Raw genomic sequence first — 22399 nt, forward strand, 5'->3', positions numbered from 1 at the left:
ACCGCCTGCTGGCGGTTTGTTTTTATCTGCTGTCTGCCCTGTGCGGCAAGCAAGCGCCCTGAACGCCAGCCGCGCAATCACATCCTGCATGTTGGCGCCCATTCCCATCAACCAGTCGCAAAAGAGCCCTCATCACCGACCGTAAAAACTGAAAGCGGGTTACAAACTTATTGATTCATTGATAACCAGTGAGAGGTTTCGATAGATCCATCGTCACCACCCGCTGATGAGTGATTGAGTGATTTGTCCCATTCGAATACAAAAATTGAATTTGTGACTTAAATCACCTTTACCCAAAGACACCACCAAACAACTTAAGTGATGTGAGTCACATAAAATGGTCATGCAAAACAGAAAAGATCGAAATGTAGCCGAATTACAGCATCCGAATGTGATCAGGGTCACGGGTTGCAGAGGGGGTATGGCGGGGTATCTGAGAGGTGGATCACAAGACACCCCGTTTTCAGCCTAATTTGATCGCAAGCTGGTAGATTGAAGTTGCTTAGACGACCGGGATGGCGGTTCGGCAAAACCGGCCATCCCGACTACCACTTTTAATCAAACAGGCTTAAAACGGGGTCCCGACATGTTATCACCGGATACCAAAGTCAAGATACAGAATTTTGGACGCTTCCTGTCCAATATGGTCATGCCCAACATAGGCGCCTTTATCGCCTGGGGCTTTATTACCGCCCTCTTCATCCCCACCGGCTGGCTGCCAAGCGAAACCTTGGCCAAGCTGGTTGGCCCCATGATCACCTACCTGCTGCCGCTGCTGATTGGCTACACCGGCGGCAAGCTGATGGGCGGTGAGCGCGGCGGCGTAGTCGGTGCCATCACCACCATGGGCGTCATCGTGGGGACCGACATCCCGATGTTCATGGGCGCCATGATGGTCGGCCCGCTCGGTGGCTGGGCCATCAAGCGCTTCGACAAGGCGATGGACGGTCGCGTCAAGAGCGGCTTCGAAATGCTGGTCAACAACTTCTCCGCCGGCCTTATCGGCATGCTGCTGGCGATCCTCGCCTTCTTCGTGATTGGCCCCTTCGTCAAGGTGCTCTCCGGCGTGCTGGCCGGTGGCGTCGGCTTCCTGGTGGAAAACCACATGCTGCCGCTCACCTCCATCTTCGTCGAACCGGCCAAGATCCTGTTCCTCAACAACGCCATCAACCACGGAATCTTCTCGCCGCTGGGGATCCAGCAGGCGACCGAGCACGGCAGCTCCATCTTCTTCCTGATTGAAGCGAACCCGGGCCCTGGCATGGGCGTGCTGCTGGCCTACATGGTGTTCGGTCGCGGTGCGGCCAAGCAGTCCGCGGCTGGCGCCTCCATCATTCACTTCTTCGGCGGCATCCACGAGATCTACTTCCCGTATGTGCTGATGAACCCGCGCCTCATCCTGGCGGTGATCGCCGGCGGCATGACCGGGGTCTTCACCCTGACCCTGTTCAATGCAGGTCTGGTTTCCCCCGCCTCACCGGGCTCCATCTTCGCCGTGCTGCTGATGACACCGAAAGCCTCCCTGATTGGGGTCGCCCTCTCCATCATCAGCGCGACTCTGGTCTCCTTCCTGGTCGCCGCCGTGTTCGTTCGTGCCCAGCAACCGGAAGCCGACGAGGCCGATGCGCTCGGTGAAGCCACTCGCAAGATGAAAGCCATGAAGGGCGGCAAGCCCGAAACCGCAGCGGCCAAGAAACCGGGCGGCGAACTGATGGCAGTACGCAACATCGTGGTGGCCTGCGATGCGGGCATGGGTTCCAGCGCCATGGGTGCTGGCATGCTGCGCAAACGGGTGCAGGCCGCCGGGCTCGATATCAGCGTCACCAACCGCGCCATCGATCAGCTCGACGATCAGGTGGACTGGGTCATCACCCACAAGGATCTGACCGAGCGGGCCCGTCGCCATGCGCCGAACGCTCACCATATTTCCCTGACCAACTTCCTCGACAACGGCCTCTATCAGGAGCTGGTACAGAGCCTGACCCAGGCCGCCAACGATGATGTCGCCAACCCGCAACTGCTGGTGGCGGCCAACGATGACAGCTACGAGCCGCAAGCGGCCGAAGTCTTTACCCTGAGCCGTCATGACGTGCATCTGGGACTGAAAGCGGACAGCAAGGAGGCCGCTATCCTGACCGCGGGCCGACTGCTGGCCGAGCGCGGCTACGTGGCGCCCGACTATGTCAACGCCATGCTGGAGCGCGAACAGCTGGTCTCCACCTACCTCGGCGAGTCCATCGCCGTGCCTCACGGCACCATCGCCGCCAAGGAGTTTGTGAAGCGTACCGGCATCGTCATCTGCCAGTACCCGGCCGGGGTCGCCTTTGGCGAAGCCGCCGATGAGGTGGCGCGGCTGGTGATCGGCATCGCCGCCCGCAACGACGAACACATGCAGGTGATAACCCGCCTGACCAATGCACTGGATGAACCCGGTCTCATCGACCGGCTGGCCAGCACCACGGATCCCCAAGCCTTCCTGGATCTGCTGGGTGCCGAACAGGCTGCGTAATCATCTTTCATCGTCTTTGGTTCAAGAGGTTAATATCATGAAAACATTGCATTTTGGTGCTGGTAACATCGGTCGCGGCTTTATCGGCAAACTGCTGGCAGATGCCAGCCATCAGGTCACCTTCGCCGACGTCAACGACACGCTTATCGATCAGCTCAACCACCGTCAGGAGTACAAGGTCCATGTGGTGGGTGCGGATCAGAAGCTGGACGTGGTGCGCAACGTGGCGGCGGTCAGCTCCGCCGGTCACGAGGTGATCGCCCGCATCATCACCGCCGATCTGGTCACCACCGCGGTCGGCCCCAACATTCTCGACAAGATTGCCAGCACCCTGGCCAAGGGGCTGCAGGCCCGTTTCGATGCCGGCAACCTGACCCCCCTCAACGTCATCGCCTGCGAAAACATGGTGCGTGGCACCAGCCACCTCAAGCAGGAGGTACTCAAGTACCTGCCAGTCGCGTATCATGCCACGCTCGAATCCTGTATCGGCTTCGTCGACTCGGCGGTGGATCGCATCGTACCGCCCGCCGCGGCCGCCAACGATGATCCGCTGGAAGTAACGGTAGAGAGCTTCAGCGAGTGGATCGTCGACCAGACCCAGTTCAAGGGTGAGCTGCCCCAGGTGGCGGGCATGGAGCCCACCGACAACCTGATGGCCTTCGTCGAGCGCAAGCTGTTCACCCTCAACACCGGTCACATCGTCACCGCCTACCTCGGCAAGCTGCGGGGCTACCGCACAGTGCGCGAGGCGATCGAAGATCCGGTGATCCGCAGCAAGGTGCGCCGCGCCATGGAGGAGAGCGGTGCCGTGCTGGTGAAACGCTACGGCTTCGACCCACGCCTGCATGCCGCCTACATCGAGAAGATCCTGTCCCGCTTCGCCAACCCCTATCTGGTGGACGAGATTGACCGGGTCGGTCGTCAGCCGCTGCGCAAGCTGGCGGCGGGAGATCGACTGGTGAAGCCGCTGCTCGGTACCCTGGAGTACGGCCTGCCCAACGAGCAGTTGCAGGAGGGGATCGCCGCGGCGCTGCACTATCGCAACACCGATGACCCGCAGGCGGTGGAGCTGCAAGCCCTGCTGGCGGAGTTGGGCCCGGCCAAAGCGCTGGCCCGCGTCACCGGGCTGGATGAAGAGAGCGAGGTGGTTCGCGCCATCGTCGCCCGTTACGAAACCCTGTAATGACCCTGCTTGCGGCGCATTCAGCCACCACTGATAGCGCACCAAGCGCTTGAATGGCAAGGGAATGTGCCCCATATGATAAAAACCGGGAGAGAGGCCCACTCTCTCCCTGTCAGCTGGACCCTATACACCTATGACCACACACCAGGAAGATGAAGTACTGGAACGACTGAACGAGCAGGATGGCCCTCGCGGCTTCTTTCTCGAAGCCGTGACCATCCTGGAAGAGGCGGTCGACTCCCTGATGCGACGCGCGTTCCGTCAGGAGGAGTATGCCGTCAAATACGCCATCGAACCCCTGCTCAACCAGAGCGGCCCCCTCGGCCAGCTGGAGGTGCGCCTCAAGCTTATCTTCGCCCTCGGCCTCATCTCCCTCGAGCGCTATCAGGATCTGGAAGCCTATCTGAAGATCCGTGACTTTCTGGTGCGCGACCCCAAGGATTACCGTTTCAGCGACAAGCCGATCCGCGACCTGCTCGACCGGCTGCACGGGGTCAATCAGGGTGGAATGATGAAGCTGGAGCCCCCCGCCAGCGAAGAGGATTGGGCCTTCTACCAGATGCAGCTCAACCGGCTCGATCAGATGGTGCGCTCCGCACTGGTACTGGCGCTGGCCGACTGTGTCGGCGAGCTCCACAAGGAGAGTCCCATCTGATCGGGCTCACGCTCATGACCGCCCCGCTGGCGCGCTTTTTCTGCGCCGCGCTTGCCACTGCGCCTTGCCCCAACCATTGGCAGATGCCACTCTGATCCAGCACCGCCTCGCCTGGACATTGGATACTATTGGCGCCACAGGCAGAAAAAACTTCACATGGAAGAATCGAACGTCATGAGCGACCCGAACGTCAACCCGCTGATTGCCCCGCTGCTGGCGTTGTTGCAGCAGGCGGCGGGCAGCTACAAGGTGCACGAGCTGATGGCCGCCCTGCGCCAGCAGGGGGCGATCCCCCAGCTGGCCGACGATGAGCAGTTGCAGCTGTTTCGGGTCAACTTCCTGATCATGAACGCCCTCTACCAGTTGCAGGCCGAGCTTTATGAAGAGGGATGGTGGCTGGTGATCAGCACCCTGGATATCCGGCTCGAACCGCTGGCCAAGACCCCGGAGGCCAGCCACGCCTTTGCCCTTGGCGAAACTCTGCGCAGCTACTATCTCGACTGGCAGGTGTTCTGGCAGACCGACCGTGCCGAGGTCGAAGCCCTGCTCAACCGCTTCTGGCGTGCTTATGACGGGGAGGGGCACAAAGCCGAGGCGCTAGCCCTGTTCGATCTGCATGAAGGGGCGAGTCAGGAGGCGATCCGCCGCCGCTGGCGGGAACTGGCGCTGCAGCACCATCCGGATCGGGGCGGCAATGCCGAGACCTTTATCCGCATCCGCTGGGCCTGGCAGTGCTTACGAGGATGATCCCGTTGCCGCACTGCTGTTGCCGCATATAAAGGGCAGGCATAGACTGGGAGTGGATATTCCCCAAAGGAGCGCATCATGACAGTCAGTGAACTTCGAAAGCTCTATCAGCAACAGATCCTGCAAGAAGCCGAAATTCTCCACGACGTTGCCATCCCCGGCTGGCTTATCGAATTCAGAGGCAAGGATGGTGCCCTCTACGAGCTGACCGACACCCTCGGCTGCCCGGTCAGTTTCGGCACCGTCGATCAGGCCCGCGAACATGTGCATCTGGTGGCCGACTGCCCGATGCAGGTGGAGCACCTCTACCGCTTCTTCGAACGCTAGATCAGCACCCGCCACACAGAAAAAAGGCTCCAGAGGAGCCTTTTTCTTATTCCGGTTACTTGCTATTCCGGTTGCAGTGGTTCCGCCACCTTGCCCTCCAGCTTCCTGACCGGCTTTTGCAGGATCAGGTTGGCCGGATAGGTGACCAGATCACCGTTGTCATCCCGTACCCGCACGTAGAACAGGCCAATCTCGGTGATGACGCCGGTGACCGAGTCGTCCTTGTCGAGGATGCGGATCCGGTCGCCAATCTTGTAGGGAAAGGCGAAGAAGATGGTGATGCTGGCAGTGATGTTGGAGAGGATCGACCACTGCGCCACCATGGCGACCCCCAGTACCGCAAAGAAAGATGACGCGAGCACCACCAGTCGGGAGAAGTCGAGCCCCCACACACCGGCCAGCACCAGCAAGGTGGCGCAGCCGAGCAGGAAGTGGAACACATGGGCCACGTAGAGCACCCGGTTCTCGCTCACCTGTCTGCTCAGACCGAGCGCCAGCAAACTCTTGTGAATAAGCCGCCGGATCAGGGTGTGCCCCAGCAACAGCAGCAGGGTCAGGCCAATGGATTGCCACATGGGTTATGCCTCCCTACCACCAGCGCCGGTGCTTGAGCCAGATGGCCAGCCCGCTGGCCAGCGCCACCAGGGAGCCACAGAAGACCCAGAAGGCGGTCGGGCTCTCGGCCCCCGGAATCCCCCCCAGGTTGATGCCAAACAGACCGGTCAGGAAGCTGGCGGGCAAAAACAGCAGCGCCATCACCGACATCTGGTAGGCGCGGCGGTTGGTCGCCTCCGCCATCAGATTGTTGATCTCGTCCGCCAGCACCGCAGTGCGCGCCACCCCGGCATCGAGGTCATCGAGCCAGCGCCGCAGCCGGTCGGCGATATCGAGCAGACGGCGGCGGTCATCCTCATCCAGCCAGCTGATCTTCTCGTTGGCGAGGCGCGCCACCAGATCCCGCTGGGGGGAGAGATAGCGGCGGATCATGATGAGCTGCTTGCGGATCAGCGCCAGGCGGCCATTGGCGGGCAGGTCGCGCATCAGCACCATCTCCTCCAGATCGAGGATCTTGTCGTGCAGCTCTTCAACAAACTCCCCCGCCCGATCGGTCAGGGCATCGCAGATCTCCACCAGCCAGTCGGCCGGGGTATCGGCACCGCCCCCCAGCTTGAGCTGGTTGAACACATCCTGCTCGGAGAGCAGCGGGCGACGACGGCTGCTGATGATGAGATCCGGGGTGATGAAGATGCGCAGCGCCACCATCTCTTCGGGCCGGTGATCCTTGTTGTGGTTGATGCCGCGCAGGATCAGCAGCACCGTCTCCCCCATCCGCACCAGCTTGGGACGATTGCTCTGGCCGAGCAGCGACTCCTTAGCCGCCTCACCCAGTAACGGGGTTTGCAGCAACCAGCGCGCCGAATCGGGATGGCCGTAATCCAGATGCAGCCAGCCGGGGCGATCCCCCGGGATCTCGCTTCCCGCCGTCAGCGGCGCCATGCCACCCTTGCCATCCAGGGTCAGGGCATAAATCACTTCACCGGGCACCCGATCCATCTCGTCTCCTTCTCGTTGCATGTGCTGGCCCCAGCTTACACGAAAGGCGGGGCAGACTCAGCCCCGCACCGGCAAGGGGAGGCTTGTGTTAAGATGCCCGCTCTCGTTTTCTCTCCGCTTTCACTACAGGAAACCATGCCATGCCCATCTGGGTCGATGCCGATGCCTGCCCCATTCCGGTCAAGGAGATCCTCTACCGCGCCGCCCACCGCGCCCAGGTCGTCACCACCCTGGTGGCCAATCAGGGATTGCGGGTGCCCCCCTCCCCCTTCATCAAAACCCAGCAGGTAGATAAGGGGTTCGATGTGGCAGATCATGTCATCGCCCAGCAGGTTCAGCCCGGCGATCTGGTGATCACCGGCGATATTCCCCTCGCCTCCTGGGTGATCGATGCCGGTGGCGAGGCGCTCAATCCCCGTGGCGAGATCTACACCCGCGAGACCATCAAGGCGCGGCTCGGCATGCGCAACTTTATGGAAGAGCTGCGCTCGGCCGGAGTGCAGACCGGCGGCCCGGCCCCCTTCAACGCCGCCGACAAACAGCGCTTCGCCAACGCCCTCGACAAGTGGCTGGTCAAAGGCAAGCTGTAAAGAGACCCTAAAGGCGCCCTGTTTGGGCGCTTTTTCGCCGTAACATCCTGATTTTTAAAATAACAGCTGACCAGAACCATCAGGCTGGTAAGATGCGCCGCCATCTTGTCCACGCCGTAATCATCATGACCGCCCAAGGGCACCTGCTCTTCTCCGTTACCTGCACCCTGATCGCCCACAAACTGCAGCTCACTCCGGCGCTGGCCGATGCCAGCCTGTGGCAGACCATCCCTGCCGCGCTGGCCAGCGCCCTGCTGCCCGACCTCGACCACCCCAAATCGGTGCTGGGGCAGCGACTGCCGTGGATCTCGAAACCTTTGTCGCGGCTGTTTGGCCATCGCGGCTTCACCCACAGCCTGCTGGCGGTCGCCGCCGCCGTCTGGGGGCTGAACCAGAGCCTGCCGCCTGGCACCCTGCCCATGGGGGTCAAGGATGCGCTTATCGTCGGCTACCTCAGCCATCTGCTGGGGGATTGGCTCACCCCGGCGGGCATTCCGCTCTTCTGGCCCATCAAGCGCCGCTTCCGGCTGCCGGGCTGGCCGCTGCGCAGTGGTGGCGCCCTCGAAACCGGCTTTTGTACCCTCACCCTGCTGGTTGCTGGCTGGTGGTGCGGCTGGCGGCTGTGAGCCAGAAACAAAAAAGCCCCTGACAAAGTCAGGGGCCCAAGCAGTGGCGCGAACCACTAGAGGATCAGATCATGATGCCTGCGATAACCGCAGAGAGCAGGCTGACCAGGGTAGAACCGTAGACCAGCTTCAGACCGAAGCGGGAAACCATGTTGCCCTTCTCTTCGTTCAGCGCTTTTACCGCACCGGCGATGATGCCGATAGAGCTGAAGTTGGCGAAAGAGACCATGAAGATGGAGAGGATGCCGACGGTACGCGGAGAGAGCTCGGCAGCCACTTTGCCCAGATCCATCATCGCCACAAACTCGTTGGTCACCAGCTTGGTCGCCATGATGGAGCCCGCTTGCAGCGCTTCACCACTCGGGATACCCAGGATCCAGGCGATCGGGTAGAACAGGTAGCCCATGACGAACTGGAAGTTCACGCCAAATGCCATCTCGAACAGGTAGTTGACCAGGGCAATCAGGGCGATGAAACCGACCAGCATGGCACCCACGATAACGGCAACGGTGAAACCGGCCATGATGTACTCGCCCAGCATCTCGAAGAAGTTCTCTTTCTTCGGCGTATGGTGCTCGTCACCTTCGGCAATGGCCTTGATGTCGGTCACGGAGTTATCCGGCTCGTACGGGTTGATCAGAGAGAGCACGATGAAGGTGCTGAACATGTTGAGCACCAGCGCGGCAACCACGTAGCGCGGCTCGATCAGCTGCATGTAGGCACCGACAATGGACATGGAGACGGTAGACATCGCCGTCGCCGCCAGGGTGTACATCTGCTTCTCGTTCAGGTGCGGCAGGATGTTCTTGAGGGCGATGAAGTTCTCGGATTGACCGACGATCATCGAGCTGATGGCGTTGAAAGACTCCAGTTTGCCCATGCCGTTGATCTTGGCCAGCACGGTACCGATACCGCGGATCACCAGCGGCAGCAAGCGAATGTACTGCAGAATACCGATCAGTACAGAGATGAATACGATGGGCATCAGCACCATCAGGAAGAAGGAGAAGGCCCCTTCGTTAACCAGGCCACCGAACACGAAGTCGGTACCCTGTTTGGCAAACTCCATCAACTTGGTGAAGCCGGCCGCGAAGCCCCCCACCACCGCCAGACCCACTTCGGAGTTCAGCATGAACCAGGCCAGCGCCAGTTCGACCACCAGCAGTTGGCCGATATAACGCAGTTTGATCTGTTTCCAGTTGTGGCGGTTAGCCAGCAAAGCAAGAGCGAGGACCATCACCAGTCCGAGCACAAAGTGAACGTATTCCATACCTGTAGCACCTGAGTGAATTGTAATTTTTGACCGGCGCCATCATAGACATTTGCACATTTAAAAATCAGATAGCCATCACAATCCCGCCCAATAATATGCATGCAGGATAATACAAACGTTTTTAAATTAATTACGCAATGAACTGATATTAATCGCACAACATAGATAACATAAATCCTTTTAAAACATCATGTTGAGCAATGCAGGTGCCGTTTTCATGTTTTTTGAAAATATTCGAGCAGCATTTTCGCAACATCCATTGTGGCGTAGTCGCTGCTCGTGGAATATTTTTCAGCCATTATATTGAAATACCGAAATTGGAAAACGTTTATCCGCGATAAATAATTAGATGAGTGTTTGAAAAATAGTCCTTATTGGATTGTCAGTGATTGCCCGCGATCGGTTTGGCAACAAATGAACCCGGCATGCACCCTCGTGGCCAACCGTTCAAAAATCCGCCACATCCGGTGCCACATTCTGGTATGATGCGCGGCCTTAGCGCTCGCGCATCCCCGTTTTCTCCGAAATAGAGTCCTTTTGTGAACAACAGCGAATTTAGCAGCCTCAATCTCTCCCCCGCCCTGCAAGAAAACCTCACCAGCCTGGGTTACCTGCAGATGACCCCGATCCAGGCCCAGAGCCTGCCCCTGGTACTCGAAGGCAAAGACCTGATCGCCAAGGCAAAAACCGGTAGCGGCAAGACCGCTGCTTTCGCCCTCGGCCTGCTCTCCCGCCTCAACGTCAACCGTGTCGACGTACAGGCGCTGGTACTCTGTCCGACTCGCGAACTGGCGGATCAAGTGGCTCAGGAGATCCGTCGTCTGGCGCGTGCCCTGCCCAACGTCAAGCTGGTCACCCTGTGCGGTGGCACCCCGACCGCACCGCAATCCGCCACCCTGAGCTTTGGCGCCCACATCGCCGTCGGCACCCCGGGCCGCATTCTCAAGCATCTGGAGCAGGGTACGCTGGAGCTCTCGAGCCTGGAAACGCTGGTGCTGGACGAAGCGGATCGCATGCTGGACATGGGCTTTGGCGAAGACATCAACCGGGTCATCAGCTATGCCCCCGAGCGCCGCCAGACCCTGCTGTTCTCCGCCACCTATCCGGAAGGGATCGCCCAGATGAGCCGTGGCGTGCAGCGCAATCCGGTCGAGGTGAGCGTCGAGTCCCTGCACGAGGGGAGCGCCATCGAACAGAAGCTCTATGAAGTCCCCTTTGGTCAGCGCCTCGATGCCCTCACCTGGCTGCTGAGCCACTACCAGCCGAGCTCCTGCGTGGTGTTCTGCAACACCAAGCGCGCCTGTAACGACGTGGCCGACCATCTGGCTGCCAAGGGCTTCTCGGCGCTGGCATTGAACGGAGATCTGGAACAGCGCGAGCGGGATCAGGTGCTGGTGCGCTTTGCCAACGGCAGCGCCACCATTCTGGTGGCCACCGACGTGGCGGCCCGTGGTCTCGACATCAAGGAGCTGGGCGCCGTCATCAACTACGAGCTGACCTATGATCCGGAAGTGCACGTTCACCGCATCGGCCGTACCGGTCGTGCCGGCCAGCAGGGTCTGGCTCTGAGCCTCTATCAGCCGAACGAGGCCCAGCGCGTCAATTTCATCGAAGAGTACCAGCAGGCCCCGATGCCGCTGGGTGATCTCGACAGCATCGGCCGCGACATCAAGCCGATCGCGCCGCAGATGGTGACCCTCTCCATCGATGCCGGTCGCAAGACCAAGGTGCGGGCCGGTGACATTCTGGGTGCCCTGACTGGCGAAGGCGGCATTGCCGGCGCCGACGTCGGCAAGATCCAGATCTCCGAGCAGTACTCCTACGTCGCCGTGAAGCGCAGCGTGGCGAGCGCCGCCCTCAAGCGGTTGCAGGAAGGCAAGATCAAGGGGCGCAGCTACCGCGCCCGCAAACTGGGCTAAGGGCGATGGCGGGCAGCATCTCTGCCCGACCTGTCATGAACCACAGCACGGGCGCCTTTGCAGGCGCCTGTTTTTTATCGAAAATGTGCCATTCCGATGGCATGGACAACACAGATGAACAGAGAACCCCAAGCCGAAGTCAGCTGCCAGAACTGCGAAGCCTGCTGCTGCCGCCTCGAAGTGATGCTGTTTACCGATACCGGCGTACCGGATCGCTACGTGGACGAGATAGAGGGACAGGTGCCCGTGATGCACCGACTGGAAGATGGCTGGTGTGCGGCGCTCGACCGCAACACCATGATGTGCCGCATTTATGAAGTACGACCGCTGATCTGCCGTGAATTCGAAATGGGTGAACCCGACTGCGTTGACGAGCGGGACAAATGGTTTATCAAGCTGGAATGAACCCGGGCTACGCCGTGCGCGTGGTGGTCAAGCGCCCGCGTGTTCGCAGGGAGTGGCGGTGAGCTGCTCCCCCAGCCACTGGATAGCGGCTGCCTCCTGCTCGAAGTAACGCACCGTCCGAAACGGCAGATCCTTGAAGATGTTATCCGCCAGATAGCGCTTGAAGCCCCCCACCAAGACCACCGCCAGAAACTGACAGCCACTCTCGGCACACCAGCCAAACTGGCGACGAAAACGGGCCAGCACCTCGGGCCCGGCCGCTTCGAACTCGGTCGCGACCTCGACAATCCCCCAGGGGCGATCCACCAGCCCGACCAGCTCGTGGCGAAAACGCGCTTCATAGGCCATGGTCCCCGCCAGATTGAAGGGGCCACGCGGGCGACAGATCAGCATCTGGCCCCTGCGCTCCATGTCGAATTGCCCATGTGGCTGCATGACTGCCCCCATTCCGTTACCACCACCGCCTGCAGATTGTTATCACAAGGTAATGATTTATAAAGAAAAGTCCAGCAGCAAACACGCTTCACACAAAGTGTGCTCATCCCATCCGGCAAACCGCCATCGCCCTGTCAGCACGCCATATCACCGCCATCCCGCACTGAACCGACCTCGAGATGTGTGATTGCAGTTAACGAAACGTTACTGCTATTATCCGCGCCTCCGCAAAACATTCCACTAGCAGAAACGTTGGTGCTCCAACAAGGATGTGCAATGAAAAACAGGGACTCGAGTCATTACCAACGGATCTGGCGCTGGCACTTCTACGCCGGTCTCTTTGTCGCCCCTTTCCTGATCCTGCTGTCACTGACCGGGATCGTCTATCTGTTCAAACCCCAGCTCGATAACCTGATGTACCCCGAACTGATGAAGGTCGCTCCCGCCAGCCAGACGCTGAGTGCCGACCAGCTGCTGGCCAAGGCGATGATGACCATGCCCGATGCCAGCCTGCGTAAATACCTGCCCCCTGCCGCTCCCGACCAGAGCGCCCAGTTCATCGTCAATCGGGGCGAACAGGAGCTGACCCTGTTCCTCAATCCCGCCAGCGGCGCCCTGCTCGGCACCATGGATAACAAGTGGAATCTGCAAGCGGTGGCTCGCTCCCTGCACGCCGACCTGCTGCTCGGCACCACCGGGGATCGGCTGATCGAGCTGGCCGCAGGCTGGGGACTGGTGTTGCTGCTGAGCGGCCTCTATCTCTGGTGGCCGCGCAAGGGGCCCGGGGTGGGCGGCATCCTCTGGCCCAGAGTGAGCCAGCGCGGACGTCTCTGGTGGCGGGATCTACACGCTGTGGTCGGCTTCTGGGGCGCTGGTTTCCTGCTGCTACTGCTGCTGAGCGGCATGACCTGGACCGGCTTCTGGGGCGATCAGTTTGCCGCAGTCTGGAACCGCTTCCCCGCCGCCATGTGGAACGAGGTGCCCAAATCGGCACCGCTGGCTCGCAGCCTGAATCAGGCCCACGAGCAAACCGTCCCCTGGGCGGTGGAGAACACCCCCATGCCCAGCTCGCAGCCGGTCGATGAGGCGCACGATCATGGTGCCATGAACCACGGTGAGCATGAGGGTATGGTGATGGCGAGCCAGCACATTGCGCTGCAACAGGTGGTCGAGATCGCAAATGAACGGGGCGTCAAACCGGGTTATAGCATCACCCCGCCAGTCGGCGACACCGGGGTCTACACCATCGCCCTGTTTGCCGACGATCCACGCAACGACGCCACCCTGCATATCGATCAATACAGCGGCAAGGTGCTGGCCGATGTGCGCTGGCAGGATTACGGCCCGGTCGCCAAGACGGTAGAGAGCGGCGTCATGCTGCACATGGGCAAGCTCTACGGCTGGCCCCATCAATTCGCCATGCTGATCATCTGTTTGATGGTGCTGGCCAGCGCCGTAAGCGGCTTGTGGATCTGGTGGTGCCGCCGCCCGCAGGGCCGTCTCGCCGCGCCGCCGCTGCCCGCCAAACTCCCGCCGATGCGCGGTGCCATCACCCTGCTGATCCTGCTGGGGATCGCCTTCCCGCTGGTGGGCGCCTCCATGGTTGTCATCTGGCTGCTGGATACCCTGATTTTCTCTCGTCGCCCCCTCAAGGTGGCGCGCGCCAGCTAAACCCGACGGCACAGCTGAAAAGAAAAAGGGCTCCCATCTCGGGAGCCCTGTTCATTGTTCGCCTTGGCGTTTGCGCCCCCCGTCAGGAGAGCGCCAACCCGATGGAGAGCAGCAGGCTGAACAGAAACGCGCTGATGGCGGTCTTTTTGAGCGCGCCGGTCAGCACCTCGCCATCGTAGCTCTCGCGCAAGGTGCGGGCCGCATCGCTGAGCGGCTTCATGGCAGGCAGGAAGATCCACGGCCAGAAACTGGCGGGCTGGGTCAGGATAAAGGCGATGGTCGCCAGCAGCGCCGCCCCCAGCAATACCCAGTGATAGGCGATGGCGCGGTTGCGGCCAAGACGTACCGCCAGGGTGATCTTGCCGCTGGCGGCGTCGGTCTCGATATCGCGCACATTGTTGATATTGAGCACGGCGGTCGCCAGCAAACCACAGGCTGTGGCGGGCAGCAGCAGATCCCACTCCAGACTCTTGGTGAAGAGGTAGTAGGAGCCGAGCACCCCCAGCAGACCGAAGAACAGGAACACCGAGATATCGCCAAACCCGCGATAGCCATAAGGGGTCTTGCCGACTGTGTAGGTCACCGCCGCGACGATGGCCGCGCCACCCAGCACCACAAATGCCAGGATCTGCAGCCACTGGCCACCGAAGGCGCAGCCGAGCAACAGCAGGCCGCTGGCCACCGCCGCCAGCGCGGTCAGCGCCATCGCCACGCACATCTGCTTTTTGGTGATAAGGCCGGAGACCACCGCCCGCTGCGGGCCGATCCGCTCGCCGTTGTCGGCGCCGGAGACCGCATCGCCGTAATCGTTGGCCAGATTGGAGAGGATCTGCAGCAGGATGGCGGTCAGCAGCGAGAGCGCCATAATGGTGCCATCGAAGGCACCACGACTGGCAGCCAGCCCCGAGCCCAGCAGGATGGAAGAGCAGGCGAGCGGCAGTGTTCGCAAACGCGCCGCCAGCAACCAAACAGAGAAGGTATTTGTCATATTGTGATGGCCAAACAATCGGATATTGATCGTGTTAAGGGTTATCGAACCGGATTTGGGTATACTTGGCCCCGGAGAGTGAAGCTCCCTCGGGCGATTTACATGGACGAATGGGCAGATAATATATAGGAAATCATCGCCCTTTGGCATAAACCTACGGCATCCTGCTACCGGATCGCTCGTTACTACCCGGCTCAGAAAAGAATCCATGTTGGCTCAGACCCATATCAAGCAACAACTGGACGCCCTGCGTCACAGCAACGTCAGCGGCTTCGTGCGGTTGAGAGTGGCAATCGAGATCCGCTCCTTTCTGGGCTGGCTCGCGGCGCAAACCCTCTATCCCCGCATCTACTGGCAGGCCCGTGGAGAGGATCGTCCCGAGTATGTCGCGCTGGGCGCCATCCATGAACTGACCGAGCCGCACGCCATCAAGCAGGTTTGTGCCAACGCCAGCCAGCATCACGACGACAGCCCCCGCTACTATGGCGGACTGGCGTTCGATCCGGCCCAATCCGGCTGGCAAGGGTTTGGTCCCTGCCGTTTCGTGCTGCCCCGCATCGAGCTGGTGCGCCGTGGCGAGTGCGTCAGCCTCTGCCTCAACCTCTGGCTGGATGACGACAATCTCGAGGCCGAACTGCAGGCGGCCGAAGCTGCCCTCGATGCCCTGCGCCCGGAAGCCCCGCTGCCCGCGCTGCAAAAGCAGCCCTGGCAGCGACAGGATTGCCCCGGTCCCGCCCAGTGGCAGACGCTGGTTGAGCGCGTCACCGCCCGCGATTTTCAGGCCCACACTCCCAAGGTGGTGCTGTCGCGGGAGAGCCTGCTGACCAGTCCGAACCATGATGCGGATATCAATCCCTGGGCCATGCTCGGCCAGTGGGCCCGCCACGCCCAGGACTGCTTCCACTTCGGTTTTCAATTCTCCCCCGAGCAGGCCTTTATCGCCTGCTCCCCCGAGCGGCTCTACCGCCGGGAAGGGAGCCACCTCTTTACCGAGGCGCTGGCGGGCACCATCCGCCGCTCCGGCGATGAAGAGGTGGATGCCCAACTGGCCGCCGAACTGCTGGCAGACAGCAAAAACCGGCTGGAGAACCGGCTGGTACACGCTGACATCCTCAGCCGACTGGCACCGCTGGCTCACGATGCCACCCTGACCGAGCCGCGCATTCTCAAGCTGCGGCTGCTGCAACACCTCAAGTGCGATATCGAGGCCGAACTCAAGCCCGGGGTCTGCGACTGGCAGTTGCTCGACGCCCTCCACCCGACTCCTGCGGTGGGAGGTGCTCCGCGCGAGGCTGCGCTGGCCTTCATCCGTCAGTTCGAGCCCTACGATCGGGGCTGGTACGCTGGCGCCTGCGGCATGCTGAGCCGGGAAACCTCGGAGTTCTCGGTCGCCATTCGCAGCGCCCGCATTCAGCCGGGCAGCGTCACCCTGTTTGCCGGTGCCGGCATTGTCGCCGGTTCCGAGCCGGTCGCCGAGTGGGCCGAACTCGACAACAAGATCGCCAATGTGCTCTCCCTGCTGGGATAGCCATGACCCCTTTTCAACCCGCGAGAGCCCCTATGCCCACCCGTAAAGAGCCTGCCAGCGAAGAGTTTGCCTGCCCCCCGTTTTCGAACCAGCACGCCACCTTCAACCACGTCTGGTCCTCACTCTTGCTGGAGGAGCTCTTTCGCCTCGGGGTGCGCGACATCGCGCTGGCCCCCGGCTCCCGCTCTGCGCCACTGACCATGGCGGCCGCGGCCCATCAGGGCTTTCGCCATCACCTGCACTTTGACGAGCGCGGTCTCGGCTTTATGGCGCTGGGGCTGGCCAAGGGCAGCAACCGGCCGGTTGCGGTGATCATGACTTCGGGCACTGCGGTAGCCAACCTCTGGCCCGCCGTGGCAGAGGCCCAGCTCACCGGCGTGCCGCTGATTATTCTCTCCGCTGATCGCCCTCCTGAGCTTATCGACAACGGCGCCAATCAGGCGATCGACCAGCAGGGGATCTTCGGCCGCTACCCCGTCTATCAGCAGAACCTGCCAAGCCCCACCCCGACCATTCCGGCGGCGTTTGTGCTGAGCTCGGTGGATCAAGCCTTGGCCAAGCAGGCGCTCACCCCCGGGGTGGTGCACTTCAACTGCATGTACCCCGAGCCCCTCTACCCGGGCGAGCACTATCAGGATTTCTCCGACTATTTGGCCCCCCTCGGCGACTGGCTCGGCTCCCACAGGCCATGGAGCCCGTGGCAGCAAAGCGAGCCGACCTGCCCGCTGCAACCCGAGTGGAACGAATGGCAGCACAAGCGTGGGGTGATTGTGGCCGGACGGATCACGGATCCCGTACAGGCACAGGCGGTCGCCGCGCTGGCGGAGCAACTCGGCTGGCCGCTGCTGGCGGATCTGCAGAGCCAGATCCGCTTCGATAGCCGCAACCTCATCCACATGGATCTGGCGCTCAACGACCCAGAATTCGTCGCCGAGTTGAGCCGCGCCGAAGTGTTGCTGCAATTTGGCGCGCGGCTTGTCTCCAAGCGGCTCGGCCAGTTCATCAAGCACCATCCATGGCAGGATTACTGGCTGGTGGATCCGCAACCGGCGCGGCTCGATCCCGACTACCGGCTGCGCAACCGGCTGCTCTGCAGTGCCAGCGCCTTTGCTGCGGCCCATCCGGTCACCACCGCTCAGGCCCCCTGGCACCGGCTGGCCGAATTGCAACACAACGCCAGCCAGCAGATCGCCGCCGCCTGCGAGGGTTTCTCGGAGCTCGGGGTCTGCCATCGCATAAATAGTCTTATCGAGGGGCAACTGTTTGTCGGCAACAGCATGCCCGCCCGACTGATGGATATGCTCGGTGACACGGGCAAGGGGCCAAGCCGGGTGATGACCAACCGCGGTGCCTCCGGCATCGATGGCCTGATCGCCACCGCCTATGGCTTTGCCCAATCGCTCGAGCCGGGCAGTGATGAGCCCACCACCCTGCTGCTCGGCGATCTGAGCGCCCTGCACGATCTCAACAGTCTGGCCCTGCTCGGTAAGGCGAGCCGACCGCTGGTGGTGATCCTGCTCAACAACGATGGCGGCAGCATCTTCCGCATGTTGCCAGTGCCCACCGAAGGGGCGCTGCTGGAGAGCTACTACCGGCTGCCCCACGGCCTCGGTTTTGAACATGCCGCCGCCATGTTTGGCCTCGCCTATCGCGCGCCGACCACCCTGGCCGAGTTCGAACGCGATTACCGCGCAGCCCTCAAAGATGGCGTTACCTTGATCGAGATCCGGGTACCGAGCGAGCAGGTGGCCGATGATCTCAAGGCGCTGGGGGCCGCCATCCGTGGCAAATAAAGATGCCAATGTGCCGCTGGTGCTGCTGCACGGCCTGCTGGGGGATAGCGGCGACTGGCAACCGGTGATCGACCGGCTGCCCGGCCACCACTGCATCGCCCTCGATCTGCCGGGTCATGGCAGCCATAGCACGCTGACCGTCGATGGTTTTGAGCAGAGCCACCAGTGGCTGGTTGCCGAGCTGGCCAGCCGCAACATTGAACGCTATCTGCTGGCGGGTTACTCGCTGGGGGGGCGACTGGCGCTCTATCACGCCAGCCGCGAACCCGCCGGGCTGCAGGGGCTGCTGCTGGAGAACTGCCACCCGGGGCTACCGGCCAGTGAACGGGCCGCCCGCATCCAGCACGATGAACAGTGGGCGCAGCGTTTCGAGCAGGAGCCCCTGGCTGACGTGCTGGCAGACTGGTATCGGCAGGGTGTTTTTGCCGATCTCGACGACGCGGCCCGCGCCCGCCAGATCGCCCGCCGTCTTGGCAATGATGGCAAGGCCATCGCCACCATGCTGCGCGCCACCTCGCTCGGCAAGCAGCCGGATCTCGCCCCCTGGCTCATGCAGTGCCCGCTGCCGGTCACCTGGGTGAGTGGCAAGCGGGATCACAAATTCCATCAGCTGGCTTGCCAGCTGGCGAGTCAACATCGCAAAATCAACCACTTGGTGCTGGAGGGCGGCCACAACCTGCACGCCCATCAGCCAGAAACCTTTGCCCGACTCCTCGCGGAGTGGGTCAACCAACAAGAAGAGACGAGTCATGATTGAAGCAATGACGGAAGCTGAACTGTACGCACCTGTTCAACATGCCGGGATTGCTCAACGCTGTGCTCAACTCTTTGCTCAACTCGGTGCTCAACTGCGCTCGACCAGATCAGAAGGAAAAAACCATGATTGAAGCAATGACCGAAGCGGAACTGTACGCTCCTGTTGAGTGGCAGGATTGCTCCGCCGGTTACGAGGACATCCTCTATCACAAGTCCGGCGATGGCATTGCCAAGATCACCATCAACCGTCCCCAGGTACGCAACGCCTTCCGTCCCCGCACCGTCAAAGAGATGCGGCAAGCGCTGGCCGATGCCCGTTATGACGATCATATCGGCACCATCATCCTGACCGGTTTTGGCGAGAAAGCCTTCTGCGCCGGCGGCGACCAGAAGATCCGTGGCGACTACGGTGGATATCGCGATGACGAGGGGACTCATCACCTCAACGTACTCGACTTCCAGCGCGACATCCGCACCTGCCCGAAACCGGTGGTTGCCATGGTGGCGGGCTACGCGGTCGGTGGCGGTCACGTGCTGCACATGATGTGTGACCTGACCATCGCCGCCGACAACGCCCAGTTTGGCCAGACCGGGCCGAAAGTGGGCTCCTTCGACGGCGGTTGGGGGGCTTCCTACATGGCTCGCATCGTCGGCCAGAAGAAGGCCCGCGAGATCTGGTTCCTCTGCCGCATGTACGATGCCCAGCAAGCCCTCGACATGGGTCTGGTCAACACCGTCGTGCCGTTGGCGGATCTGGAGCGCGAAACCGTGCGCTGGTGCCGCGAAATGCTGCAAAACAGCCCGATGGCGCTGCGCTGCCTGAAAGCCGCCCTCAACGCCGACTGTGATGGTCAGGCGGGCTTGCAGGAGCTGGCTGGCAATGCCACCATGCTGTTCTACATGACCGAAGAGGGTCAGGAAGGCCGCAACGCCTTCAACGAAAAGCGTCGCCCCGACTTCTCCAAATACAAGCGGAATCCCTGATGACACTAGCCCTGTATCGCTATCAACTGCCTTTTACCCAGCCACTGACCTTTCACGGCAAGGTGGAGGTGGCGCGAGAGGGGCTGTTGGTGCGCATCAACGATGGCTGGGGGGAGATTGCCCCCCTGCCCGGCTTCTCGAAAGAGAACCTGCAACAGGCAGAGGCGGAAGCCCTTGCCGCGCTGGCGGCCCTGGCCGCTGGCGACACCCCGAACCCCGTGCTGCCGTCGGTGCAATTTGGCCTCGACTGCGCGCGCCGGACATGGCCCGAGCAGAGCAACCCGCTGCCTGAGCCCTATCCCCTCATTCAAGGCTCCCCCCAGGAGCTGCTGCGCAACTGGAAAGAGTGGCTGCACCGCACACCCAGCAAGGCCAAGCTGAAGGTGGCGCGCTACCCGATGCGTGACGAGCTGGCGCTGATCCGCCTGCTGTGCGATCGGGTGCCCTCCCTCAAGCTGGTGCTGGATGCCAACCAGGGCTGGACTCGTGAGGAGGCGTGGACCTTCTGCGGCCACCTCGACCCGAATCGCATCGAGTATCTGGAAGACCCCTGCGCCGACTTTGCCGACATCGCCTTTGTCGCCAACCGCACCGGCATGCCGGTGGCGCTGGACGAGCTGCTGGCGCAAGGCAAGCCGTGGGAGCCGATCCCGCAACTGCGCGCGCTGGTGCTCAAACCCACCCTGCTCGGTTCACTGGCCAACTGCGAAGCGCTGATCGCTCGCGCCCGCGAACTGCGGCTCAAGGTGATCATCTCCTCCTGCTTCGAATCGGATCTGGGCCTGAACCAGCTGTTTCATCTGGCGGGTGAATGGGCACCGGAACAGGCCCCGGGCCTCGATACCCGCCGCTGGATGGCGGGCAATTTGCTGGGGGACGATGGCAAACCGGATCTCCGCCAACTGGAGAAACTGTATTACCGTGATTGACCCCTCCCGCTCACCCGAACAGACGCCTTGCCCGGTACGCCACCGGGCAATCACAGCCCCGAACCGCATTGCCATCCACACCGCCTCGCCTCTCAGTTATCGCCAGCTCGATGCCCGCCTCAACAGCCTGTGCCAACAACTGGAACAGGCTGGGGTGCGCCGTGGCGATCATCTGGCGGCGGTGGTGCGCGGTGCGCTGGAAGATGTGCTGCTGGCCTGGGCCTGCGTGCGCAGCGGCGTGGTGTTCTGCCCGCTCAACCCCGCCTTCCCTCTTGAAAAGCAGCGCGAGCTGGCGGTGCAACTCGATGCCAGCGCCTTCTGGTCGGCAGGGGAGATCCCGGCAGGCAACTGGCAACCCTTGCAGCTCGACTTCATGCACGAACTGCCGACAAGCGAGGAAGCGTGGCCGCTGGCATCGGCCCAGCTCAACAACATGATCCTCACCTCGGGCTCCAGCGGCACGCCGAAAGCGGTGGTGCATCGACTCTGCAACCACCTTGCCTCGGCGCGCGGCTCTGCCACCCTCATTCCCCTCGATGAGGAATCCGGCTGGCTGCTCTCCCTGCCGCTGTTCCATGTCGGCGGCTACGCCATCCTGTTTCGGGTCTTTCTGGCGGGCGCAACTCTGGTGCTGGATCAGCGTGAACGGCCCCTCAAGGAGCGGCTGGAGTGCCAGCCCATCACTCACTTGTCCCTGGTGCCGACCCAGCTCTGGCGCCTGCTGGCAGAGGGCTTTGACCCGGCCCGCACCCGATTGCGCGAATTGCTGCTCGGTGGCGCCGCCATCCCGCAGCCGCTGGTGAGTCGCCTCTGTGCCATGGGGCTCGAACCCAAGGTGAGTTATGGCCTCTCCGAGATGGGCAGCCAGGTCTGCACCGCGATCCCCGGCGATGCCGGTGTGGCCGGCCATCCACTGCCGGGGCGGGAGGTGTGCATTCGGGAGCAGGAGATCTGTGTGCGTGGCGCCACCCTGTTTGCCGGTTACTACCGGGCTGGCGAGCTGGAACTGCCGCTCGATGACGAGGGCTGGTTTCATACCCGCGACAAGGGGCGCTTCACTGCGGCAGGGGAACTGCTGGTGGAGGGGCGACTCGACAACCTCTTTATCTCGGGCGGAGAGAATATCCAACCCGAGACCATCGAGCAGCGACTGGTGGATCATCCCGCCGTCGCCCAGGCGCTGGTGGTGCCGGTGCCTAGCGACGAGTGGGGACAACGCCCCGCCGCCTTTATCGACTGGCACGGCGAGCCGGTCCCCTACCCCGAGCTAGCGGCCTGGATCCGCAACGCCCTGCCCGGCTTTATGGTGCCCGACCACTGGCTTCCCTGGCCCGATCTTGGCGGCAATCTCAAACCCTCACGCCAACAGTTGGGCAAGATTGCCCGACAGCTGACCACCTTGTCACAACAAGCTGAATGAGATCGGACTCACAATTTCCCGATCTGCTCTGAAAACAGAAAAAGAAACATGTGAGTCCTTACTGCGGCGCCAGCCCACGATAATCCGATCAGACTCAAAAAATCATC

At 61.7% G+C, this 22399-nt stretch carries 22 protein-coding genes; 17 read left to right on the forward strand and 5 right to left on the reverse strand.

What is annotated here, in order from left to right:
* The first annotated feature begins 586 nt into the window (after nucleotides 1-586).
* From BSP75_RS11405 to BSP75_RS11425, 5 genes are all read left to right on the forward strand, one after another.
* Nucleotides 587-2509 (forward strand): PTS mannitol transporter subunit IICBA, encoded by a 1923-nt coding sequence (locus BSP75_RS11405; protein WP_075113243.1) that lies wholly within the window; start codon nucleotides 587-589, stop codon nucleotides 2507-2509.
* Nucleotides 2510-2546: 37 nt separating this feature from the next.
* Entirely contained in the window at nucleotides 2547-3692 is a 1146-nt protein-coding gene (locus BSP75_RS11410) for a mannitol-1-phosphate 5-dehydrogenase (RefSeq protein ID WP_075113244.1), read from the forward strand.
* Between the two features lie 133 nt (nucleotides 3693-3825).
* Nucleotides 3826-4347: an MltR family transcriptional regulator gene (locus BSP75_RS11415; protein WP_005354914.1), complete on the forward strand. Its 522-nt coding sequence runs from the start codon at nucleotides 3826-3828 to the stop codon at nucleotides 4345-4347.
* Nucleotides 4348-4521: 174 nt separating this feature from the next.
* On the forward strand, nucleotides 4522-5094 hold the full coding sequence (locus BSP75_RS11420) for a DNA-J related domain-containing protein (RefSeq protein WP_075113245.1): 573 nt from the start codon (nucleotides 4522-4524) through the stop codon (nucleotides 5092-5094).
* A gap of 78 nt (nucleotides 5095-5172) precedes the next feature.
* On the forward strand, nucleotides 5173-5421 hold the full coding sequence (locus BSP75_RS11425; protein ID WP_042057543.1) for a hypothetical protein: 249 nt from the start codon (nucleotides 5173-5175) through the stop codon (nucleotides 5419-5421).
* A 62-nt stretch (nucleotides 5422-5483) separates the two neighbouring features.
* On the opposite strand, the gene BSP75_RS11430 is transcribed toward BSP75_RS11425, so the two are convergent.
* On the reverse strand, nucleotides 5484-5996 hold the full coding sequence (locus tag BSP75_RS11430) for a mechanosensitive ion channel domain-containing protein (RefSeq protein ID WP_075113246.1): 513 nt from the start codon (nucleotides 5994-5996) through the stop codon (nucleotides 5484-5486).
* 13 nt (nucleotides 5997-6009) lie between these two features.
* Nucleotides 6010-6975 carry a zinc transporter ZntB gene (gene zntB, locus BSP75_RS11435; RefSeq protein WP_058053159.1) on the reverse strand — a complete coding sequence of 322 codons (966 nt, stop codon included), beginning with the start codon at nucleotides 6973-6975 and terminating at the stop codon, nucleotides 6010-6012.
* 140 nt (nucleotides 6976-7115) lie between these two features.
* Between zntB and BSP75_RS11440 the strand changes: the two genes are divergently transcribed.
* Together BSP75_RS11440 and BSP75_RS11445 are read left to right on the forward strand one after the other, a co-directional pair.
* Complete coding sequence (locus tag BSP75_RS11440; protein ID WP_042656600.1) at nucleotides 7116-7565, forward strand: YaiI/YqxD family protein; 450 nt, start codon at nucleotides 7116-7118, stop codon at nucleotides 7563-7565.
* A gap of 125 nt (nucleotides 7566-7690) precedes the next feature.
* Entirely contained in the window at nucleotides 7691-8191 is a 501-nt protein-coding gene (locus BSP75_RS11445; protein WP_075113284.1) for a metal-dependent hydrolase, read from the forward strand.
* Nucleotides 8192-8255: 64 nt separating this feature from the next.
* Here the strand turns inward: BSP75_RS11445 and BSP75_RS11450 are convergent, their stop codons facing one another.
* Nucleotides 8256-9461 (reverse strand): nucleoside transporter C-terminal domain-containing protein, encoded by a 1206-nt coding sequence (locus BSP75_RS11450; RefSeq protein WP_058053158.1) that lies wholly within the window; start codon nucleotides 9459-9461, stop codon nucleotides 8256-8258.
* Nucleotides 9462-10003: 542 nt separating this feature from the next.
* Here BSP75_RS11450 and dbpA point away from each other — a divergent pair.
* Both dbpA and BSP75_RS11460 read left to right on the forward strand, forming a co-directional pair.
* Entirely contained in the window at nucleotides 10004-11383 is a 1380-nt protein-coding gene (dbpA, locus tag BSP75_RS11455; protein ID WP_042057548.1) for an ATP-dependent RNA helicase DbpA, read from the forward strand.
* A 114-nt stretch (nucleotides 11384-11497) separates the two neighbouring features.
* Nucleotides 11498-11788, forward strand: a complete 291-nt coding sequence (locus BSP75_RS11460; protein WP_042057550.1) for a YkgJ family cysteine cluster protein — start codon at nucleotides 11498-11500, stop codon at nucleotides 11786-11788.
* Between the two features lie 27 nt (nucleotides 11789-11815).
* Here the strand turns inward: BSP75_RS11460 and BSP75_RS11465 are convergent, their stop codons facing one another.
* Nucleotides 11816-12223 (reverse strand): hypothetical protein, encoded by a 408-nt coding sequence (locus BSP75_RS11465; RefSeq protein WP_075113247.1) that lies wholly within the window; start codon nucleotides 12221-12223, stop codon nucleotides 11816-11818.
* Nucleotides 12224-12499: 276 nt separating this feature from the next.
* Between BSP75_RS11465 and BSP75_RS11470 the strand changes: the two genes are divergently transcribed.
* Complete coding sequence (locus BSP75_RS11470; RefSeq protein ID WP_075113248.1) at nucleotides 12500-13894, forward strand: PepSY domain-containing protein; 1395 nt, start codon at nucleotides 12500-12502, stop codon at nucleotides 13892-13894.
* Between the two features lie 82 nt (nucleotides 13895-13976).
* Here the strand turns inward: BSP75_RS11470 and BSP75_RS11475 are convergent, their stop codons facing one another.
* Nucleotides 13977-14882, reverse strand: coding sequence for a 1,4-dihydroxy-2-naphthoate polyprenyltransferase (locus BSP75_RS11475; RefSeq protein ID WP_058053172.1), 906 nt, complete (start codon nucleotides 14880-14882; stop codon nucleotides 13977-13979).
* A 208-nt stretch (nucleotides 14883-15090) separates the two neighbouring features.
* Here BSP75_RS11475 and BSP75_RS11480 point away from each other — a divergent pair, with 208 nt between their 5' ends.
* The 7 genes from BSP75_RS11480 to menE are packed head-to-tail and all read left to right on the forward strand — an operon-like array spanning nucleotide 15091 to nucleotide 22292.
* The gene (locus tag BSP75_RS11480; RefSeq protein ID WP_075113249.1) at nucleotides 15091-16410 is read left to right on the forward strand and encodes an isochorismate synthase; all 1320 of its coding nucleotides are present in this window, start codon (nucleotides 15091-15093) and stop codon (nucleotides 16408-16410) included.
* Between the two features lie 32 nt (nucleotides 16411-16442).
* Nucleotides 16443-18203 (forward strand): 2-succinyl-5-enolpyruvyl-6-hydroxy-3-cyclohexene-1-carboxylic-acid synthase, encoded by a 1761-nt coding sequence (gene menD, locus BSP75_RS11485; protein ID WP_075113250.1) that lies wholly within the window; start codon nucleotides 16443-16445, stop codon nucleotides 18201-18203.
* On the forward strand, nucleotides 18163-18960 hold the full coding sequence (gene menH / locus BSP75_RS11490; protein ID WP_075113251.1) for a 2-succinyl-6-hydroxy-2,4-cyclohexadiene-1-carboxylate synthase: 798 nt from the start codon (nucleotides 18163-18165) through the stop codon (nucleotides 18958-18960). The genes menD and menH overlap by 41 nt, the downstream gene beginning before the upstream one ends.
* The gene (locus BSP75_RS21810) at nucleotides 18953-19090 is read left to right on the forward strand and encodes a hypothetical protein (RefSeq protein ID WP_156135269.1); all 138 of its coding nucleotides are present in this window, start codon (nucleotides 18953-18955) and stop codon (nucleotides 19088-19090) included. The genes menH and BSP75_RS21810 overlap by 8 nt, the downstream gene beginning before the upstream one ends.
* Before the next feature lie 4 nt (nucleotides 19091-19094).
* A complete protein-coding gene (gene menB, locus BSP75_RS11495) occupies nucleotides 19095-19943 on the forward strand; it encodes a 1,4-dihydroxy-2-naphthoyl-CoA synthase (protein WP_290439300.1) in 849 nt (282 codons plus the stop codon).
* Entirely contained in the window at nucleotides 19943-20872 is a 930-nt protein-coding gene (gene menC, locus BSP75_RS11500; RefSeq protein WP_075113252.1) for an o-succinylbenzoate synthase, read from the forward strand. The genes menB and menC overlap by 1 nt, the downstream gene beginning before the upstream one ends.
* A complete protein-coding gene (menE, locus tag BSP75_RS11505) occupies nucleotides 20865-22292 on the forward strand; it encodes an o-succinylbenzoate--CoA ligase (protein WP_075113253.1) in 1428 nt (475 codons plus the stop codon). The genes menC and menE overlap by 8 nt, the downstream gene beginning before the upstream one ends.
* Nucleotides 22293-22399 lie beyond the last annotated feature (107 nt).

Origin of the sequence: Aeromonas sp. YN13HZO-058, from assembly GCF_001921245.1 — a bacterium.
GTDB classification, from domain to species: Bacteria; Pseudomonadota; Gammaproteobacteria; order Enterobacterales; family Aeromonadaceae; genus Aeromonas; species Aeromonas allosaccharophila.

What these genes read in the sequence shown, in the direction of transcription:
- BSP75_RS11405 (WP_075113243.1), top strand. Translation starts at nt 587, where the DNA reads ATGTTATCACCGGATACCAAAGTCAAGATACAGAATTTTGGACGCTTC.
- BSP75_RS11410 (WP_075113244.1), top strand. Translation starts at nt 2,547, where the DNA reads ATGAAAACATTGCATTTTGGTGCTGGTAACATCGGTCGCGGCTTTATC.
- BSP75_RS11415 (WP_005354914.1), top strand. Translation starts at nt 3,826, where the DNA reads ATGACCACACACCAGGAAGATGAAGTACTGGAACGACTGAACGAGCAG.
- BSP75_RS11420 (WP_075113245.1), top strand. Translation starts at nt 4,522, where the DNA reads ATGAGCGACCCGAACGTCAACCCGCTGATTGCCCCGCTGCTGGCGTTG.
- BSP75_RS11425 (WP_042057543.1), top strand. Translation starts at nt 5,173, where the DNA reads ATGACAGTCAGTGAACTTCGAAAGCTCTATCAGCAACAGATCCTGCAA.
- BSP75_RS11430 (WP_075113246.1), bottom strand. Translation starts at nt 5,996, where the DNA reads ATGTGGCAATCCATTGGCCTGACCCTGCTGCTGTTGCTGGGGCACACC.
- zntB (WP_058053159.1), bottom strand. Translation starts at nt 6,975, where the DNA reads ATGGATCGGGTGCCCGGTGAAGTGATTTATGCCCTGACCCTGGATGGC.
- BSP75_RS11440 (WP_042656600.1), top strand. Translation starts at nt 7,116, where the DNA reads ATGCCCATCTGGGTCGATGCCGATGCCTGCCCCATTCCGGTCAAGGAG.
- BSP75_RS11445 (WP_075113284.1), top strand. Translation starts at nt 7,691, where the DNA reads ATGACCGCCCAAGGGCACCTGCTCTTCTCCGTTACCTGCACCCTGATC.
- BSP75_RS11450 (WP_058053158.1), bottom strand. Translation starts at nt 9,461, where the DNA reads ATGGAATACGTTCACTTTGTGCTCGGACTGGTGATGGTCCTCGCTCTT.
- BSP75_RS11460 (WP_042057550.1), top strand. Translation starts at nt 11,498, where the DNA reads ATGAACAGAGAACCCCAAGCCGAAGTCAGCTGCCAGAACTGCGAAGCC.
- BSP75_RS11465 (WP_075113247.1), bottom strand. Translation starts at nt 12,223, where the DNA reads ATGCAGCCACATGGGCAATTCGACATGGAGCGCAGGGGCCAGATGCTG.
- BSP75_RS11470 (WP_075113248.1), top strand. Translation starts at nt 12,500, where the DNA reads ATGAAAAACAGGGACTCGAGTCATTACCAACGGATCTGGCGCTGGCAC.
- BSP75_RS11475 (WP_058053172.1), bottom strand. Translation starts at nt 14,882, where the DNA reads ATGACAAATACCTTCTCTGTTTGGTTGCTGGCGGCGCGTTTGCGAACA.
- BSP75_RS11480 (WP_075113249.1), top strand. Translation starts at nt 15,091, where the DNA reads ATGTTGGCTCAGACCCATATCAAGCAACAACTGGACGCCCTGCGTCAC.
- menD (WP_075113250.1), top strand. Translation starts at nt 16,443, where the DNA reads ATGCCCACCCGTAAAGAGCCTGCCAGCGAAGAGTTTGCCTGCCCCCCG.
- menH (WP_075113251.1), top strand. Translation starts at nt 18,163, where the DNA reads ATGATCTCAAGGCGCTGGGGGCCGCCATCCGTGGCAAATAAAGATGCC.
- BSP75_RS21810 (WP_156135269.1), top strand. Translation starts at nt 18,953, where the DNA reads ATGATTGAAGCAATGACGGAAGCTGAACTGTACGCACCTGTTCAACAT.
- menB (WP_290439300.1), top strand. Translation starts at nt 19,095, where the DNA reads ATGACCGAAGCGGAACTGTACGCTCCTGTTGAGTGGCAGGATTGCTCC.
- menC (WP_075113252.1), top strand. Translation starts at nt 19,943, where the DNA reads ATGACACTAGCCCTGTATCGCTATCAACTGCCTTTTACCCAGCCACTG.